This is a genomic window from Bacillus norwichensis (genome assembly GCF_014836955.1).
In the GTDB taxonomy this organism is placed as follows: Bacteria; Bacillota; Bacilli; order Bacillales; family Bacillaceae_C; genus Siminovitchia; species Siminovitchia norwichensis.
On the sequence record NZ_JACSPV010000037.1, the window covers coordinates 1 to 17,677 of the forward strand.

A 17,677-nucleotide genomic window follows, 5' to 3' on the forward strand; every position below is an offset into this window, starting at 1 on the left:
TTGGAGCGGGTGATGGGAATCGAACCCACGACAACAGCTTGGAAGGCTGTAGTTTTACCACTAAACTACACCCGCATCATTATGATACTATGGTCGGGAAGACAGGATTTGAACCTGCGACCCCTTGGTCCCAAACCAAGTGCTCTACCAAGCTGAGCCACTTCCCGTTCATAGATATTAAAGATGCAATATGGCGCGCCCGAGAGGAGTCGAACCCCTAACCTTTTGATCCGTAGTCAAACGCTCTATCCAATTGAGCTACGGGCGCATATTCTTCTTGGTGCGGTCGAGAGGACTTGAACCTCCACGGTATTGCTACCACTAGGCCCTCAACCTAGCGCGTCTGCCGATTCCGCCACGACCGCCTTTTTCAAGGACAAGATATATCTTAACATCTTAATTCGAATGTGTCAACATCTTTTTTGATGTTTTTTCTCTTTTATTTGAAAGAGTGAGCCATGCAGGATTCGAACCTGCGACCCTCTGATTAAAAGTCAGATGCTCTACCAACTGAGCTAATGGCTCTTGGCTGGGCTAGCTGGATTCGAACCAGCGAATCACGGAGTCAAAGTCCGTTGCCTTACCGCTTGGCTATAGCCCATCATTACGAGTCTTCTATTATACAGAATTTGCCAAGAAGATACAAGTTTTTTAAAACGGTCCCGACGGGAATCGAACCCGCGATCTCCTGCGTGACAGGCAGGCATGTTAACCGCTACACCACGGGACCATGAAATTATGATGCTCTGTTATTGTCCAGCTACAGGCGTCAGGAGCTAGCAGACTTCGCACCTTCTCCTACGATAAGTCAACATCGGCTCGCCTGTGACTTCGCCGTGTTTCCTTTATCTCGTCGAAGTCACTCCAGTCTGTACGTTGCTAAACGACGCCTTCCGCTTTTCTAATGACCCCTACGGGATTCGAACCCGTGTTACCGCCGTGAAAGGGCGGTGTCTTAACCGCTTGACCAAGGGGCCAACATAAAAAAATGGCGGAGAAGGAGGGATTTGAACCCTCGCGCCGCTTACGCGACCTATGCCCTTAGCAGGGGCACCTCTTCGGCCTCTTGAGTACTTCCCCGTATGAATGCTCTTACGATTATAAATACTCTCAGCTATGCTGTCAAGGGTATTCTAGCGATTTTTCAAATCTTTATTTCTACTTTTCTTGCTTGCTGTGCTAGTTAACGTTCATTTTGTTATATTTATTTCTTTCAAAATGGTATCGTTTCAAACATTCTCCCGAAGTTTCCCTCTGCACTTACCGCAAAAATAGCGTTTGGTATTTACTCTCCGTTGTCTTTCATAATGTTGCCCGCACTTTGTACAAACATAGCTCCGTATTAAAACAGGTTTTTTCTTGTCACGACCAAGCGGCGTACAATGTCTAGGAGCTCCAACCTCTTTCATTAATATCCGAAAGTCTGTATCTCGATGTTTATAGCCCTTTCCTTCTATATGGAGATGGTAGTGGCAAAGCTCATGTTTAATAATACCTTTGAGCTCATCCAGCCCATGCTCTTCGAAATATTTTCTATTGATTTCAATATTGTGAGTTCCAAGCATGTAACGCCCTCCAGTTGTCCTAAGACGCGAATTGAATATAGCTTTATGCTTGAACGGTTTTAAAAAATATGTTTCAGATATCTTTTCAGTCAATGTCTGAAGCTCTTCATTTGTCATTCTTTTACCTCCGTTGGTCTAAAAAATCGAACATAGAGACCTTTCTCCTCATATATTTATATTAACAAAAAATTTTAATTTGGGAGGGGCGATACTAATGCCTGCCTGGTTTCAAAACCAGATGCAGAAAGCTTTTTTGGAAAAAGATCGGTATCAGATAAAGCTGCTTAACCAATGCTGGTTCTTTTACAGAAGAAAACACTGCTCTGGATAAGCAGTGTTTCTTCATTTACTAATTTCCCTGAACCATCGTTAAAGATAGACGTCCTTTTTGAACGTCCACATTCTCTACCCAGACGGTGACAACATCTCCTAATGAGACAACATCAAGTGGATGCTTTACGAAACGGTTGCTCAATTTTGATATATGAACTAGACCGTCCTCCTTGACACCGACATCTACAAATGCGCCAAAATCAACGACATTTCGTACAGTTCCCTGCAGCTCCATTCCAGCTTTCAAATCCTCAAGCTTTAGTAAATCTTTTTTCAACAACGGCTTCGGCAACTCGTCACGTAAATCGCGCCCCGGCTTCATTAATGATTCAATGATATCCCGGAGAGTCAACTCACCTAGCCCAAGCTCCTCTGCTGTTTCCTTAATAGATAGATGTTTCAAGGCTTCAGTCATTTTTTCAGTACCGACATCTGCAGATGTCAACCCAATCGACTCAAGCAGGTTTTTGACCTCTGGATAGCTTTCCGGATGAATAGGCGTGGCATCCAGTGGATCCCTTCCATCTAATATGCGCATAAAACCAATGGCCTGCTCATACGTTTTCGCTCCAAGGCGCGGGATTTTCTTTAATTGAGCACGACTGCTAAATTTTCCGTTTTCCTCACGCTGCTTCACGATATTATTTGCCACCGTTTTGCTCAGTCCCGATACATATTGAAGCAATGAAGAGGAAGCTGTATTCACGTTTACCCCTACTTGGTTCACGGCGGTCTCGACGACAAAGGCAAGCTGTTCGTTCAATTTTTTCTGAGTCACATCATGCTGATACTGACCAACACCTACCGATTTAGGATCAATTTTCACAAGTTCCGCCAGCGGGTCCTGCAGACGGCGTGCAATGGAAACGGCACTTCTCTCTTCAACCTGCAGCTCCGGAAACTCCTCTCTTGCTAAATCAGATGCTGAGTAGACGCTCGCCCCAGCTTCGTTGACGATAATATAAGAAATATCAGCCTTCAACTCTTTTAAAATATTGGCTGTGAACTGCTCCGTTTCCTGGGATGCCGTCCCGTTACCAATCGCAACAATTTCAACGTTATACTTATCTAACGCATCAACCATCTTTGCTTTCGCCTGTTCAGGTTTTGCCTTTGGAGGATGCGGATATATTACATCAATATAAAGTACCTTTCCTGTCTCATCTACCACTGCCAATTTGCAGCCAGTCCGATACGCCGGGTCCACCCCAAGAACCATTTTCCCTTTCAACGGAGGCTGGAGCAACAGCTTTCGAAGGTTTTCCGAAAAAATATGAATAGACTGGTCTTCCGCTTTAGCTGTCAGTTCATTTCTGATTTCACGTTCAATGGACGGTTCAATCAAACGCTTATAACTATCTTCGATAGCATCCGCTACATCAGGAGCAGAGATAGACAATTCCTTTTTAATATATTTCCTTTTTAAATAAGCGATAATTTTTTCCGAGTCCGCTTTGATGGACACCCGTAAAATATCTTCCTTTTCACCACGATTCAGTGCAAGAACTCGGTGAGGCACGATTCTTTTCACTGGCTCTTCGTATTCATAATACATCTCATACACTGATTTTTCGTCCAGCTCTGCCTTTTTCACTTCTGACGTCACTTGACCAGAACGAAGGGTTTCATCCCGGATCCATTGGCGTACGGTAGCATCATCTGAAATCCGCTCTGCCAGTATATCTTTAGCCCCCTGGATCGCTTCTTGAGCTTCTTTTACTCCTCGTTCATCGGAGATATATTTTTCAGCCTCCTGTTGAACACTTCCCTCTGTTGGAAATCTCCACAGCCAGTCTGCCAAAGGCTCCAATCCCTTTTCTTTAGCAACAGTCGCTTTCGTACGTCGCTTTTGCTTGTATGGCCGATAGAGATCTTCCACTATTTGAAGTTTGTCGGCTTTAACAATCTTTTGTTTCAATTCTTCAGTCAGCTTGCCCTGTTCATCAATCAGACGGAGTACATCCTCTTTACGTTGCTCTAAATTCTGTATGTATGTCCAACTTTCCATAATATCCTTTATTTGAACTTCATCAAGTGCGCCGGTCATTTCTTTCCGGTAGCGGGCAATGAACGGAACCGTGTTCCCTTCTTCAAGTAAAGTGATGACACTTTTGACTTGCCTCCCTGAAAGCTTCAATTCTTTTGCCAGCTTCTGAATAAGCTGATCATGATTGGTCTTCGTTTCAGTTTCAACCATTGGAATCCCTCGTTTCATTTTCGTCACTATTATTTTATCTTAACATCGCGCTACACCCAAATACCATGGTATGCAATAAGAAACACACATGATTTTTTCACTCACACACCCAGATAATAATTTATTTCCTCATCCCAAAGGGGTCCGACAAGCATAAAGCAAATTTTGACGCCACAGCAAAACTGATCATGCCAGTTACATCGTGAAAAGCTTTCTGTATGGCTCCATTCAAAATATAAAGTGACGGCGAATCCCTGATAATTCTATGGAGCATCCCTGCAACAACAATGCTTAGGTTTGGTGCTAAGTCTCCTGAAACCAACCACGATTAGCTTGATAAATATTCTGCAAAAACAAAAACCCGCTTACTTAAGCAGGCTTCCTACAATAAATGTAACATCATCATTTTTATTAATTTGATTCTGCTTCAAGCGGTTAGCAATGACTGATATTGTTTGCGAGTCATCGGTAAACAACTTTGAATCCTTTTTGATAAAGCCGTCTGAATGGACTAGAAAAGTGGATTGAGGTTCGTAAGGGAATGTTTGCGTTCGGAATTTCTGGGGTCTGCCTGATAGATAGCCTGACACGGGCATTGGATAAACCATTTTTCCCGAGGGCGGGTATAAATAGAAACGAATGTTTCCAACACAACTGTATTCAAACGTCTTCTTTCGAAAGTCTACTTTAAAAATAGCGGTCGCGGCTCCACGTTTACTGAACAGCACTTTATTACTGAAATTCATAAGTGTCTCAACGTCTTCTTTGGGGTTTGATTTGACAACTGTAGCGACTGCTTGGGAAGACTCATAGGCATATTCGCCGCTTCCAAGACCATCAGACAGAACACAAAGAAAGCAATGATCATCTGCAGTCATATAAAAGCTGTCACCGCAAAAAGCTTTTCCTTCTTTGGCCCTTTGAAAAGCGTAAGCCTCTATACATTCATTTTGAAAGTGCATCATGAAGTAGAGCTCTCCTTATCCATCGGCTCTGCCAAGATCGCATCCTTCAGTTTTTTAATCGCCCTGCGTTGGAGTCTTGAAACATGCATTTGAGAAATATCCAATAAATCTCCAGTTTCCTTCTGGCTTAAGTTCTCCAAATACGTATACTGGATAACTTGCCTTTCGCGATCCGTCAATAAGTGTAAGACATTTTCCACAACAAGTTTCTGGTTCACTTTCTCATAACCCTCGTCTATATTTCCGATAATATCCAGCAAAGTTACAGTGTTCCCGTCTATATCAGCTTCAATAGAATGGTCCACTGATAGCGCCTGATAGCTTCTCCCCATTTCCATCGCTTCCAAAATTTCTTCTTCCGTTACCTCAAGGCGGTCTGCAATTTCATGGATTTGTGGAGATCGTTGAAGCTCTCTCGTCAAGTCCTCTACGGTCGACTTGATTTTAGGACCCAATTCCTTAATTCTGCGTGGAACGTGCACACTCCATGTTTTATCACGCAGAAAGCGTTTGATTTCTCCGATAATCGTCGGTATTGCAAATGCTTCGAACGATTTACCGTAAGAATCATCATAGCGCCTTATAGCCCCCAACAATCCAATAATTCCCACTTGAAAAATATCTTCGTGGTATGACCTTCCTTTTGAATATTTACGAGCGATTGAATTAACCAGATTTTTATAATGAAGAACTAGATTGTTTTGAGCCTCTTCGTCCTCATTAAGCTGAAAGGCTTTGATCCATTTGTTAACATCAGTATTCCGATAATCAGGTTGAGATTTGTTTGGCATTCAACTCCACCTGCTCCCCTTCGAGGTACTTCGTCATAAAGACACTGACCCCTTGGTTCAATTGGACGTTGACTTCATCCATCAAACTCTCCATTAAATATAGACCCAATCCTCCTTCACGCATAAATTCCACATTTTCTTTTTCGGAGTATGGTCCCGTTTCACGCCGTGTTTTTTTCAAATCAAAGCTCTTTCCAGAATCAGACACCATGACCTCAAGACGGTCATGAAAAAGGGCGAAACCGACAACAACTTCTCCGTCTTCTTTCTTCTTATAGGCATGCTGAACCGCATTTGTAACAGCTTCACTTGTAGCGATTTTAATATCTTCGATCACTTCATAGGAAAAACCCAGCCGACTTGAAATGCCTGAAATAGTCAACCTTACGACTCCGACATACTCCGGCTTGGCTGGCACCTTCATCTCAACATAATCAAAAGCTGCACTCATCATACTCCACCCTCCACCTCGGTAGTGATGTTCATCACATCGGCGAGTCCGGTAATATCAAACAAGCGCTGTAGTCTTTCTGACATTCCAGTCAGCTTCATATAGCCATTATTAGCACGCAGTTGTTTGAAAACCCCGACAAACACACCGAGACCGGTACTATCCATATAGCTAACACCCGATAAATCAATGTTCAACTTAGCACCATCACCTTTAGCAGCCTCCATGAGCTTATCCTTCACCCTCGGAGCTGTATAAGCGTCAATTTCACCTGTAAGCTGCACATAAAAAATATCATCCAATTCTTTTATCTCTATCGAAACATTCACATTACCCACCCCTATAATATGTAGTGTTAATCGTATCATTCACATATACCCGTCTTTCAGGTAAAGCAAACATCGTTTATTCGTCTCTTTTTAAAATAATGAGAGTGAAATCATCACGAAGTTCAAATTCCTGTAGTCGTTCCAACTCTTTGTAGACGTTGATTACAATTTCCTGAGCGGGTAAATCAATATATTTATGGATCAGGTCTGTCAATTTCTCTCTTTTGATAAAACCTTCGTCTGTCCGGCATTCAGTAACGCCATCAGATAAAAGAATAATCATGTCACCTGGTGACAAATGTATTTGATATTCACGATAATCGGTGTTTTTTTCAATCCCTAGGAGCAGTCCTTTTCCTTCCAACTCTTTGAATTCACCGTTCTTAGCGTTATATAAAAAACCTGGTTCATGTCCGGCGGTAGAATAGAGAAATGTATGCTCTCGTTGATCATAGACGCCAAAACACATCGTAATAAACATGCTTGGATCAACGTTCCTCTCGACAACCCGGTTTAGACTCCTGAGTATCGTGCCTGGACGAAGCTGATCCTCTGGTAAACTGTCCATCGCATATTTAATCATCGACATGGATAAAGCTGCGGGAATCCCCTTCCCAATAACATCCGCAATTGCGATTCCGACATTTTGTTCATCATCTATGACAAAATGGAAGTAATCACCATTCATTTGTCGAGCCGGTACACTAATAGCCCCGATCTCTGCCTCTTCCATCTCAGGAATGGAGGTCCTGAGCAGTGTCTGTTGCATGCTTGCTGCCACTTCGATTTCGTTTTTCAGTGCCATCTGTTCAGTTCTGAGACTTTGATGCTCCCTGTAGGCGAGTCCATAAGCCATCATCACTTCAAGAAGGACATCAAAGGAATCCAGCAGTTGCTTGGAAGAATGTTCCCCCTCCATTAAAATCGCTTTATGCAAGCTAACAATTTCTTCAGGCCCTATTTGATGTTCTATCAATTTTCGGCTTAATTTCTGCCCTTGATAGAGTACCCTCTCATCTTGATCAAGGAGGTATCTATTAATGATATCTTTGTATTTTGATTCAATCGTATCCCAAAAATCCATTCAATTCACTCCTTTTTACCGGAGCCACTTTATAGCAGTGATGACGGTCCCTTTACCAACTTGGGATTGAACATCAAATTCATCCATCAATCGTTTGACACCCGGAAGACCGGCTCCCAGCCCTCCAGAAGTGGAGTATCCATCTTCCATTACTTTTCGAATATCCTCTATCCCCGGACCTTCATCCTCTGCAACGATTTTCAATCCCTTTTTTCCGTCCAAGAGAACTTTATTAATGGTCACTTTGCCGTCACCGGCATACAAGAATATATTTCGGGCCAATTCGCTAATCGCAGTTGTAATTCTTGCTTGGTCCACTACCCCAAAGCCCAGCTCTTTCGCTGCATTTCTCCCTAATTGGCGAACTGCTACGATGTCCCATTCATTTATTATTTTTACGAAGGACTGCAGCTCCATAGGCTTAATCCCCCAGTTCCTGTTCTAGTTTATCCAACCCATTTTCCAAATCAAGAGCGGTCATGACACCCTCGAGCCTGATTCCTAACTCAATCAGAGTGATGGCAACTGCTGGCTGTATCCCAGTAATAACAACTTTTGCCCCCATTAATTTTGACATCTCCATTACATCCCCCAATACTTTGGCAATGAAGGAATCAATAAAATCAATGGCAGTAATGTCAATGACCACACCACGAGCATTAGTCACATGAATTTTTTGTAAAAGGTCCTCCTGAAATGAAAGCGCAGTTTGATCATCCAATTCCCATTGAATAGAAACTAACAAACAATCCCGCAGCTTTAAGATTGGTATTCTCAATCTGAGCCCCCCTTAAGCGGCACAATTTTTCTATTCGTAAATTCTAATGCCTTTTCGATTCCCTTTTGAAGCGTACTTGTTGTCGTAACCTGATTAAGACTGATTCCCAGATTCACAATGGTCTGTGCAATTTCAGGACGGATTCCTACAAGCATGCATCTTGCCCCCACAAGTCTGACAGCATCCGCCGCCTGAATGATATGATGTGCAACCATTGTATCTACAACAGGAACCCCCGTAATATCTATTAAAACGACTTCAGACCGATGTTTGACTACTCCTGAAAGCAAATTCTCCATAATGAGCCTCGCTCTATCCGTATCAATGGTTCCTACGAGCGGCATAACGGAAATCTTTTCAAATACAGGTATCAAAGGAGCTGATAATTCTTGAAGAGCAACCTTTTGGAGGGAAACTACTTTTCCCCAATTATTGGAATAAGATTCTACAATTTGACTAGTCATTGGATCAAGCCAGTTATCAATCTCAGCAATCAATTCAACTGTCTGTTCACTGGTATAGTCTTTTTCTTCCCTCATTCGTCTCAATATAAGTGCTTTTAACGCATTGAGACCATTCATTAAAAAGGGCAGTTCCCAGCCAATCCGTACAACCATTTCAGTAAAGTGCTCAACCTTCTGCTTATATTTGCTCTCGGAGTCTACTTTATTGGAAATGGCCACTTCAATAAATTCTTTGCCTATGTTCTTAAAACCATCATCAGAAACAAGACTCAACGGCTGTTCTTCTCCACTTTTTTTCATGACGACCATCCAATTTTCGAGTAAATCCATCTTGTATTCTTTCAAAAAATTGGCAACTTCGATATTCACTCCATTATCCTCCAATCGTTTGCCTGTTCACGTCCTATTTTTGTTTATGCTGTTATTTTAGCAAGTTCGTTATACAATTGACAAATGTTTGCAAAAACACCCAATTATTTGCAAAAATATTCTATTTAAGATTGTATCTTTAAGACTGGATCGTTATGCCTGTTCACTTTTTCAGAGTCGATGATTGTTTTAAAAATGTGTAGTACACAGATCTTTTTTACTTCATAAAAAAAAGACGCTAAAAAGCGTCTCAAAAAGCGATGAGACCCAAGCTAATTTGCAAGGCATCATCCACTTTCTCCATCATTTCTTCATCTAGATGTGTAATCTTATCAGTAAGACGCTGCTTGTCGATTGTTCTAATCTGTTCAAGCAGTATGACTGAATCCCGTTCAAAACCGTAACGCTTTGAATCAATTTCCACATGAGTAGGCAGCTTTGCTTTTTGGATTTGCGCAGTAATGGCTGCAACAATGACTGTGGGACTAAACCGGTTTCCAATATCGTTCTGGATGACAAGTACCGGCCTTACTCCGCCTTGTTCCGAACCAACTACTGGGGATAAATCAGCGAAAAACACATCACCCCGTTTAACGACCAAAAGATCATCCCCCGCTTACAAGCCGTTCGACAGTATGCTCTGCCTCGTATTCCGCCTGTATAGCCTCCGATGCGATAGCTAGGTTAATCTTTGCCATTTCCATGTAGCCTCGTCTCATTGATTCAACTATGTGGCGCTTTCTTCGTTCGCGAATGTACATTTTCGTAGCTCGGTAGATAAATTCATTTCGATTTACATTTTCTTGCTCCACAAATCCATCCAACTCCGCCAAGAGCTGTTGTGGTAAACGAATGATAATTTCAGTTGTTGCGCTGGGTTCAGACACCAACTCACACCTCCACCATAAATACAAGCCGTTTTTAACAAAAACAGTTTAATATTAATCCACATACAATCATAACATCATTGCCTCTTGGTGCAAAGAACATTTAGGAGTCTTTTAAAAAACAATAAAGGACAAATGTATCATTTCAGATAAAGCTGGTCGCGTTTCGGCTTCAAACATTTCTTCTTATTATCGTCAAGACAAAGAATTCCTTATACATAAATTCTCCTTTTTTGTCATAACTCCTTCTTTTTTCAGCAAAATAAATTAATTTTTTTATGCAATGCGGATGAGGTCGTTTAACGGCATACAGACTGAGATGCCTTAGACTATAAAAAAAAGACGCGACGCAATTACCTGTAGCTCAAGGTGTTTCCCTGTTCGTTGGCAGGTTCGAGAATGCACTTCTTGAGAGCCACTAAAATGAATCAGCGATCAGTTTTCCCAGGCCGATCTTTTATTTTTAACAACCATCTCGCCAATAATTACCATTTTTAACGGAGATCTCTTATCGCAGGTAGCTTTCGTCACTAGTCGCTCCCATTTTTATGAAAACAACAAAAAACGGGGACATCCATTACCTTTCTGGACATCCCCTCACTTACACTAGCACTTCCTGTAATCCGTTGTTGACGCATTGGAGGAAAAATCCCGAAAATTAGTAGTTATTTCTCCCTACATTTGAACATCAGAGAAGCGTCGTTTACAAACAAGACGCTTCTCGACACTATATTCCGAGAAATAGTTTATTCTCGATCTCAACCAGTTGGTCACCCCTTTTGTAAATACGAGGGACCCGAAAATTGATTGTACAGACTACTTCATAATTAATCGTGTCAAGCTTCTCGGCAATTTCTTCAACTGATATAAAGTCATCGGCTTGCCCGCCAATCAAAGTGACTTTAGTGCCAATCGGCATAAAATGGGGAAGTTTGACCATTGTCTGGTCCATACAGATTCTGCCTACGATGTTTGCTTGCTCTCCATCTGCGATAACTCTTTGCTTTTCCATCTTACGCAGCCAGCCATCTGCATAGCCGATTGGAATCGTCGCAATCCATTCTTCTGTTTGCGCCTTGTAGCTGGCCCCATATCCAATACACTCGCCCGACTGGATTTTTTTCACATGAACAATTTTGGTATGAAGCGAAAATACTTGCTTCACTTTATTAAGCGGGGGTCTTTCCGTTGATGTCGAAAGGCCATAGAGGGCAATCCCTACTCTAACCGCATTAAATAATGAATCGCAATGGCACAGGGCTCCTGCACTATTGGCAGCATGTACATACTTCGGGGCTGTATCCAATACAGAAACAAGTTGTTTAAAAGCCGCTAGCTGCATTTGATAATACTTTTCTGAAGCCTGGTCGGCAGTCGAGAAATGGGTAAAAATCCCTTCAAATTCAAATTTATCCGTTTCCTTGATAAACTGCTCGATTTCTTTCAGTTCCTTTTCATGCTTAAGTCCGATACGCCCCATTCCCGTATCGCACTTAATATGAATCCTCAGCGGCGGATTCCCGCTCTCCATCGTCAGACTCGCTTCTTTGAGCCATTCCATTTGGAATACTGGGACTGAAATTTGATACCTGGCGGCAATACTAGCATCTGTTGGCCTGATCAGACCAAGAACAAGAATCGGCGCTTTTATCCCTTTTTCCCTTAGTGCCAAGGCCTCATCAAGCAATGCAACAACGAGACCATGGGCGCCTGCCTTTAGAGCTTCTTTCGCAATTTGAAAGTCTCCGTGTCCGTATGCATTGGCTTTAACCGCAGCAAACAGTTTCGTTTCCCGAGGCAGCCCGTCACGGATTGTTTTTACATTTTGATACAGGGCATCAAGGTCAATCTCAGCCCATGTATCACGAAAATATTGAGTTTGGCCAATCAAAAAAAGTCACGCTCCCCGGAAAATCAAATTGACTCCTATTTGATTATTCATTTCACTCTCGTATATGTCAAATAAATTTTGAAACAAATTTTAACAGCGAATTCGTAATTTTTTCCATAAAGAAATTACTGCAGCATATTTCGAAATTATAAGCTCTAATGAAGCTCTTTGCATAGCCACCCCTCTCTACTTTTTTGAAAGCTCCTCTGGAACCAGCAACGTTTGTTCCAAGCCAAGAGGGCCACTAGGTATTGAAAGTTTGACAATGCCTTACTCCATCACAAACCAAAGGAAAAAAGCAAAACGTCATAAAGTGACGTCTTGCTTCCAAAATATAGCTTAAGGGTGACCCCCTATTAACCAAGCAATTAAATATCCAATAAAATATAAGGATAAATAAAAAAATAAGTTTTAATAGGAGATTAAGTTTAGTAATTAGTGTTAATAACAAACCACTTATCCCCTCGCGAAAGCTTATTTTTTACAGCACACCAACAGCAAAATAAACGGCAATAATATTAGCAACCTTTTTTTATGGCTTCATCAAAGCATCATTTGTTGCTATGCTTGCCACCAATCCTATGTCACATTCTCGCCTAACCATAGAAGCTTCTTCCTTTCCTATTTTACACTTACAGCTTCAACATCTAGATATTGGGAATTTTTCACATCGAATAGTCCCTTATCAGTAAGCTTAAGTTCAGGAATAACTGGTAAGGCCAGAAATGCCAATGTAATAAATGGATTGAATTCCATCGTGCAGCCGATTTTAGCTAGGGCATAATTAAGGTCCTGAATCCGTTCATTCACCACTTTGGTTTCCAAATTGGACATTAAACCGGCAACCGGAAGGGGGAGGGAAACAAGCAGTTTTCCCTTTTCAACGACTACAAGACCTCCCCTCATATCAGCTGTTAATTGGATTGCTTTTAACAGATCCTCATCATTTGTCCCAGCAGCTACAATATTGTGGGAGTCGTGTGCAACCGTTGATGCAATCGCACCGTTTTTGATTCCAAGTCCTTTGATAATTCCTAAACCAATATTGCCAGTCTGGTAATGGCGTTCGATAACCACTATTTTCAGCTGGTCCTTTGCAACGCTTGGCTGAAAATAACCGTCTTTCACATCAACCTCTTCGATGATATGTTTTGTGAGAATCATTTTAGGCCTTATTTCAATGATATTCGCCATATTCCCTTCGGTCATCATCACTTTTAAATCTTCTCTTGAAATAGGATTGATATGAACGCTGTCGGTGATAATGGAAGGCGGAGTAATCGATCCTGCCACCTGGATAACTTCACCGTTTTCTGCCACAAGCTTACCGCCTTTATAAACCTGGCTAATGTCAACAGTTTCCAGATCTTTTAACAGTATGAAGTCTGCTTCAAAGCCTGGAGCAATAGCACCTTTTGTTTTTAAGCCAAAGCATTCTGCTGCATTCAGCGTCGCCATTTGAATCGCAAGCAGCGGGTCTACTCCTTCTCGAATGGCCGTTTTTACGTTAAAATCAATGCTTCCTTCATCTATAATTTCATCCAGATGCTTGTCATCTGTCACGAATAGACAACGGCGCGCATTATATTCAGTCACTGCCTTAAGCAGGGTAACCAGATCTTTTGCGGCAGACCCTTCACGCAGCATTACATACATCCCTTTTCTCAATCGAACTAGCGCTTCTTCTGCAGTTACACATTCATGATCCGTTTGGATGCCTGCTGCCATATAGATATTGATCCCGTCAGCATCAATAGCCGACGCATGGCCGTCAACGTGCTTTTCTTTTACCGAAGCATCCATAATCTTATCCAACATTTTATCGTCCTTAAAGAGGACTGAAGGATAATCCATGACCTCCCCAAGGCCTATGACTCTTGGATGAGAATAATAAGGCTCCAAATCAGCAGGCTCTAAGGTTGCCCCTGAGTTTTCAAAAGGAGTGGCAGGAACACATGAGGGGAGCATTAGAAGAACCTCCAGCGGAATACCTTCTGAAGCTTCTAGCATAAAGTCGATTCCGTCTGTTCCGCTTACGTTCGCTATTTCATGTGGGTCGGCCACGATGGTCGTAACTCCATGCGGCAGGACAACGTTTGAGAACTCGGAAGGAGTCACCATCGCAGATTCGATATGAACGTGCCCGTCTATAAAGCCGGGCACGACAAATTGACCAGAAGCATCCACAGTCTCATAGCCTTCAAACTCCCCTGTCCCAACGATAGATCCATCAACAATCGCAATATCCTCTTTTATTATTTCTCTCGTAAACACATTGATAACTTGTCCATTTTTAATAACTAAATCAGCAGGAATTCTTTTCGCTGCAACATCGATTCTTTTTTTCAGAAGTTCCTTTGTAAAGGTCAATCAGTATCCCTCTCTCTATTTATCGGATTATCCTCCGCCCATGATAAAATTGATGATAAACGCCGCACTAACAATGTACATAATCCAATGAATTTGACTGGCTTTACCTGTAAGTAGTTTTAATAGTGTGTAAGAAATAAATCCGAAAGCCAAGCCCGTTGCGATACTGTACGTTAAGGGCATTAATATAATCGTCAGGAAAACAGGGATAACATCTGTAAAATCATCGAAACTGATATTCTTGATTTCACTGATCATTAAAGCACCAACCAGAATCAGAATCGGCGCTGTCGCTACTGAAGGAACAAAAACAATCAGCGGGGCAAAAAACAGCGCCAAAAGGAATAATATCCCCGCCGTCAATGCGGTTAAGCCTGTTCGGCCGCCTTCTTGGATTCCTGTTGCATTTTCTACATAAGCATTCAATGCTGTACTTCCAAAAGCAGCACTCGCCATGGTACCGATTGAATCCGCTTGTAGAGCACGATCAAGATTCTGGATTTTTCCATCCTCATGCACCAATCCGGCCTTCCGCGTTAATCCAATTAATGTTGCTAAGTTATCAAACAGCTCAACAATTGTAAAGGAGAAAATGACTGAAAGGATACCGTACGCGATAGCCCCTTTAATATCCATCTTTAAAAAAGTCTCGGACATGCTAGGCAAATGAAAGGAAACAATGTCACCCATCCCTTTGGGAAACCCAATAAAACCTGTGATCATCGCAATAATACTTGTTCCAATAATACTAATAAGAAGGGCTCCTTTTACCTTCTTGGCCGTCAATACCGCAGCAATAATAAAACCAATCAAAGCAAGGATCGGACCAAGGCTCGTTACATCACCCAGCGAAACAAAGGTCGCTTCATCCGCAACGATCAATTCCGCATTGGAAAAACCGATAAATGCGATGAACAAACCGATTCCGACGCCAATGGCTGATTTCAGAACGTCGGGTACTCCATCTACGATCTTTTGCCGGACTCCGGTCACAGTTAAGATAAGAAACAGAACCCCCGAAATAAATACCGCTCCCAGTGCCGTTTGCCATGTCAGCCCGTGTCCAAGGACAACAGTATACGCAAAAAAGGCATTTAAGCCCATTCCTGGTGCCACAGCAACAGGGTAATTAGCCCAAAGTGCCATTAGAATCGTACAAAAAACACTCGCATAGATGGTTGCAGCCAATGCCGCTTCCTTTGGAATCCCAGCATCAGACAAAATCGCCGGATTAACAAATATAATATAGCTCATTGTCAAAAAGGAAGTCAGTCCTGCGAGTACTTCCGTACGAACATTCGTATTTCTTTCCGATAGCTTAAATACCCTTTCCAACAAACCTTTCTGAGTTGGAGGCGGAACGCTGGGCCCCGTATCTTTTTCTGCCCTACCCATAACAGCATCGCTCCTTTTTTAAAATCAACATCAGCAATTCAAGGACGCAGGTCGGGAAAACAAAATGCTTTCATAAAACTAGATCTATTAAAACGTACTTCTATGTCTTATCCTGATGCAGAAGTGGTTTCATAGAGTGAAGCGCGCCGAACCCCAAAACAGTATCCACCTCCCATTAATCAAATGCGCCTTGGCGTATTTGTGCCCAGGTTTTATCGAACTTAAACTCGATAAATTCCCTCTGAAAATCTGTGGCATCCGCCGAAGGCTTTAACTTCATTCAGCTTGGGTTTGCCCCCCCAGAATACCAATACACATCCACCTCACCACTTACAGAAGTGGGAGACTTCTGCTCAATGAAGTTAATTTTTCATATCAAATGCCACCTCCTCCGAGACGATCCTTAAAAGGGACTCCCTCCATAAATGGAGGTCAAGAAGGGGTGCGCTTATAATTAAAGAATTATAGTTCTAAATATTTATAATTATTAGTAACTATTATATCATTTTTTCAAAAACGTACAACTCTCAGTTTAGATTCTAAACAAATAAAAGACCCTTCGTTTAAAAGGGTCTACTTCACCGAGTCTCCTTGAACTGAACGCGCGACCATCATCATCTCTTCCTGCGTCAGGTCTTTGGAAGCAATCATGTAATCGACACCGTCCTGGCTCCAAACAATCGAATGATCATTTATGACGCCAATGGCAAAACCTAAATCTACCATCTCACCAGTCATTTCAACTGTCTCCATTGACGCTGTTGGAATCACCTCAGCCTTCTCCTGAAAGAGCGTGAAGGACTTATCCTCTCCCTCGTATGTCAGGATGACGCGTTTTCCTGTGTCCGTCTTCATCGTCGTCTCATCATGAAGCGCAACGCCGGGAATGTCAGCCATCGCATACTTCACTGAAAATTCCTTTTCATTCAAGTCTGCGAGCACAGGCACTTCCAGTTGGGCACTCGTCATATTTTTCTTTGTATCAAATGCACCTTCATCAAACTTGGCATTAAAATCAACCTTCGTAAACTTCACAGTGACGACCGGATTTTTATCTGTATCCATCACCTTAACACTGATTGGCTCCAAAGTCTTTTTCTTGAAAGTGACTTCCTGAGTCGGGAGCATTTTATGATTCTGGTACCGTGTCTTTGTCTCAAACACATAATGTTCTTTTGTTTCCTTGAATTTCGCTTCCTTGTCTTCGAGTACATCTTGCACCAGAGACTCAAACAAATACGCTTGGCTGCTGTTTTGCGGCCAATCACTCTGAAACTTGTAACTTTTGTTCAGAGCAGGCGTCAACACATAAACACCACTCTTATTCCTTAAAATCATTTGGCTTTGTTCTTTTTTGGCGTTTTTCAAATGGACCCGATAATCACCCGGTTTATGATGCCAGACATCAATATCATAAACTTGAGGCTCATCCCCTACTTCCAGAGTCATCTTCGCTTTCGCCTTATACCCCTTGATATCTCCCGCTCTTTCCTTCAATCCCTTCGCGACATCTTCCTGAGATTTTGAACCGCAGGCCGAAAGCACGAGCACCGCCGCAAAAAGTCCCCAAACGAGCCATAGCCCCTTTCTCATTCCTTCAACCCCTTTGTTGTCTCATTTACACATGAAAAGAAGAGATTAGGAGGATGCCAAAAGCCATTCGCCAGCATTGACCTCTACAAATTGCGTGCCGTTCCGCTCAATGCAGCAATGACTCTCGTACCCAGCCTCCTCTCTCCTGACGCATTTAAAATATATGAGACAACCGTGGACAATATGTATAGAAAAGTGGAAGCATCCGTTTAGCG

The 17,677-nt window shown here is 42.3% G+C and carries 17 protein-coding genes and 9 tRNA genes; 1 reads left to right on the forward strand and 25 read right to left on the reverse strand.

The features are described from left to right. Position 1: 1 nt before the first annotated feature. The 10 genes from H9631_RS16815 to H9631_RS16860 all read right to left on the reverse strand — a co-directional run bounded on the left by H9631_RS16815 (position 2) and on the right by H9631_RS16860 (position 1,682). Positions 2-75 (reverse strand) — tRNA-Gly (locus H9631_RS16815). 15 nt (positions 76-90) lie between these two features. After that, positions 91-167 (reverse strand) — tRNA-Pro (locus tag H9631_RS16820). 24 nt (positions 168-191) lie between these two features. Then, a tRNA-Arg gene (locus tag H9631_RS16825) sits at positions 192-268 on the reverse strand. 10 nt (positions 269-278) lie between these two features. Next, positions 279-365 (reverse strand) — tRNA-Leu (locus H9631_RS16830). 87 nt (positions 366-452) lie between these two features. After that, positions 453-525: transfer RNA gene (locus H9631_RS16835), tRNA-Lys, on the reverse strand. Between the two features lies 1 nt (position 526). Beyond that, a tRNA-Gln gene (locus H9631_RS16840) sits at positions 527-601 on the reverse strand. A 56-nt stretch (positions 602-657) separates the two neighbouring features. Further along, a tRNA-Asp gene (locus H9631_RS16845) sits at positions 658-730 on the reverse strand. A 175-nt stretch (positions 731-905) separates the two neighbouring features. Continuing rightward, positions 906-977: transfer RNA gene (locus H9631_RS16850), tRNA-Glu, on the reverse strand. Positions 978-989: 12 nt separating this feature from the next. After that, a tRNA-Ser gene (locus tag H9631_RS16855) sits at positions 990-1,080 on the reverse strand. Positions 1,081-1,229: 149 nt separating this feature from the next. Beyond that, positions 1,230-1,682 carry a SprT family protein gene (locus H9631_RS16860; protein WP_191814859.1) on the reverse strand — a complete coding sequence of 151 codons (453 nt, stop codon included), beginning with the start codon at positions 1,680-1,682 and terminating at the stop codon, positions 1,230-1,232. Positions 1,683-1,779: 97 nt separating this feature from the next. On the opposite strand from H9631_RS16860, the gene cmpA reads away from it, so the two are divergent. Continuing rightward, the gene (gene cmpA, locus H9631_RS16865) at positions 1,780-1,896 is read left to right on the forward strand and encodes a cortex morphogenetic protein CmpA (protein ID WP_120119462.1); all 117 of its coding nucleotides are present in this window, start codon (positions 1,780-1,782) and stop codon (positions 1,894-1,896) included. A gap of 18 nt (positions 1,897-1,914) precedes the next feature. Here cmpA and H9631_RS16870 read toward each other — a convergent pair whose 3' ends face one another. The 15 genes from H9631_RS16870 to H9631_RS16940 form a co-directional block, all read right to left on the reverse strand. Beyond that, entirely contained in the window at positions 1,915-4,095 is a 2,181-nt protein-coding gene (locus H9631_RS16870) for a Tex family protein (protein WP_191814861.1), read from the reverse strand. 365 nt (positions 4,096-4,460) lie between these two features. Beyond that, a complete protein-coding gene (locus H9631_RS16875; RefSeq protein ID WP_191814863.1) occupies positions 4,461-5,060 on the reverse strand; it encodes a PP2C family serine/threonine-protein phosphatase in 600 nt (199 codons plus the stop codon). Further along, positions 5,057-5,851 (reverse strand): RNA polymerase sigma factor SigB, encoded by a 795-nt coding sequence (gene sigB / locus H9631_RS16880; protein ID WP_191814865.1) that lies wholly within the window; start codon positions 5,849-5,851, stop codon positions 5,057-5,059. The genes H9631_RS16875 and sigB overlap by 4 nt, the downstream gene beginning before the upstream one ends. Beyond that, positions 5,829-6,302 carry an anti-sigma B factor RsbW gene (rsbW, locus tag H9631_RS16885; protein ID WP_191814928.1) on the reverse strand — a complete coding sequence of 158 codons (474 nt, stop codon included), beginning with the start codon at positions 6,300-6,302 and terminating at the stop codon, positions 5,829-5,831. Before rsbW ends, sigB begins: the two co-directional genes overlap by 23 nt. Continuing rightward, the gene (locus tag H9631_RS16890) at positions 6,302-6,631 is read right to left on the reverse strand and encodes an anti-sigma factor antagonist (RefSeq protein WP_191814867.1); all 330 of its coding nucleotides are present in this window, start codon (positions 6,629-6,631) and stop codon (positions 6,302-6,304) included. Before H9631_RS16890 ends, rsbW begins: the two co-directional genes overlap by 1 nt. Before the next feature lie 76 nt (positions 6,632-6,707). Next, positions 6,708-7,715 carry a PP2C family protein-serine/threonine phosphatase gene (locus tag H9631_RS16895; RefSeq protein ID WP_191814869.1) on the reverse strand — a complete coding sequence of 336 codons (1,008 nt, stop codon included), beginning with the start codon at positions 7,713-7,715 and terminating at the stop codon, positions 6,708-6,710. Positions 7,716-7,730: 15 nt separating this feature from the next. Next, positions 7,731-8,132 (reverse strand): anti-sigma regulatory factor, encoded by a 402-nt coding sequence (locus H9631_RS16900; protein WP_191814871.1) that lies wholly within the window; start codon positions 8,130-8,132, stop codon positions 7,731-7,733. A gap of 4 nt (positions 8,133-8,136) precedes the next feature. Next, positions 8,137-8,493, reverse strand: coding sequence for an STAS domain-containing protein (locus H9631_RS16905; RefSeq protein WP_191814872.1), 357 nt, complete (start codon positions 8,491-8,493; stop codon positions 8,137-8,139). Continuing rightward, the gene (locus tag H9631_RS16910; protein WP_318246827.1) at positions 8,490-9,326 is read right to left on the reverse strand and encodes an STAS domain-containing protein; all 837 of its coding nucleotides are present in this window, start codon (positions 9,324-9,326) and stop codon (positions 8,490-8,492) included. The genes H9631_RS16905 and H9631_RS16910 overlap by 4 nt, the downstream gene beginning before the upstream one ends. Positions 9,327-9,576: 250 nt before the next feature. Then, positions 9,577-9,927 carry a type II toxin-antitoxin system PemK/MazF family toxin gene (locus H9631_RS16915; RefSeq protein ID WP_018709209.1) on the reverse strand — a complete coding sequence of 117 codons (351 nt, stop codon included), beginning with the start codon at positions 9,925-9,927 and terminating at the stop codon, positions 9,577-9,579. 4 nt (positions 9,928-9,931) lie between these two features. Beyond that, complete coding sequence (locus H9631_RS16920) at positions 9,932-10,213, reverse strand: CopG family ribbon-helix-helix protein (RefSeq protein ID WP_160707741.1); 282 nt, start codon at positions 10,211-10,213, stop codon at positions 9,932-9,934. Between the two features lie 727 nt (positions 10,214-10,940). After that, positions 10,941-12,104, reverse strand: coding sequence for an alanine racemase (alr, locus tag H9631_RS16925; protein ID WP_191814874.1), 1,164 nt, complete (start codon positions 12,102-12,104; stop codon positions 10,941-10,943). Between the two features lie 621 nt (positions 12,105-12,725). Further along, positions 12,726-14,474, reverse strand: coding sequence for an adenine deaminase (gene ade, locus H9631_RS16930; RefSeq protein WP_191814876.1), 1,749 nt, complete (start codon positions 14,472-14,474; stop codon positions 12,726-12,728). Between the two features lie 27 nt (positions 14,475-14,501). After that, the gene (locus tag H9631_RS16935; protein ID WP_191814878.1) at positions 14,502-15,869 is read right to left on the reverse strand and encodes an NCS2 family permease; all 1,368 of its coding nucleotides are present in this window, start codon (positions 15,867-15,869) and stop codon (positions 14,502-14,504) included. Positions 15,870-16,442: 573 nt separating this feature from the next. Then, positions 16,443-17,462, reverse strand: a complete 1,020-nt coding sequence (locus H9631_RS16940) for a LolA family protein (RefSeq protein ID WP_191814880.1) — start codon at positions 17,460-17,462, stop codon at positions 16,443-16,445. Positions 17,463-17,677 lie beyond the last annotated feature (215 nt).

Excerpts from the sequence above, each read along its gene's own strand:
- rsbW (WP_191814928.1), bottom strand. The coding sequence starts at position 6,302 with ATGAGTGCAGCTTTTGATTATGTTGAGATGAAGGTGCCAGCCAAGCCG.
- sigB (WP_191814865.1), bottom strand. The coding sequence starts at position 5,851 with ATGCCAAACAAATCTCAACCTGATTATCGGAATACTGATGTTAACAAA.
- H9631_RS16860 (WP_191814859.1), bottom strand. The coding sequence starts at position 1,682 with ATGACAAATGAAGAGCTTCAGACATTGACTGAAAAGATATCTGAAACA.
- cmpA (WP_120119462.1), top strand. The coding sequence starts at position 1,780 with ATGCCTGCCTGGTTTCAAAACCAGATGCAGAAAGCTTTTTTGGAAAAA.
- H9631_RS16895 (WP_191814869.1), bottom strand. The coding sequence starts at position 7,715 with ATGGATTTTTGGGATACGATTGAATCAAAATACAAAGATATCATTAAT.
- H9631_RS16870 (WP_191814861.1), bottom strand. The coding sequence starts at position 4,095 with ATGGTTGAAACTGAAACGAAGACCAATCATGATCAGCTTATTCAGAAG.
- H9631_RS16875 (WP_191814863.1), bottom strand. The coding sequence starts at position 5,060 with ATGATGCACTTTCAAAATGAATGTATAGAGGCTTACGCTTTTCAAAGG.
- H9631_RS16935 (WP_191814878.1), bottom strand. The coding sequence starts at position 15,869 with ATGGGTAGGGCAGAAAAAGATACGGGGCCCAGCGTTCCGCCTCCAACT.
- H9631_RS16900 (WP_191814871.1), bottom strand. The coding sequence starts at position 8,132 with ATGGAGCTGCAGTCCTTCGTAAAAATAATAAATGAATGGGACATCGTA.
- H9631_RS16940 (WP_191814880.1), bottom strand. The coding sequence starts at position 17,462 with ATGAGAAAGGGGCTATGGCTCGTTTGGGGACTTTTTGCGGCGGTGCTC.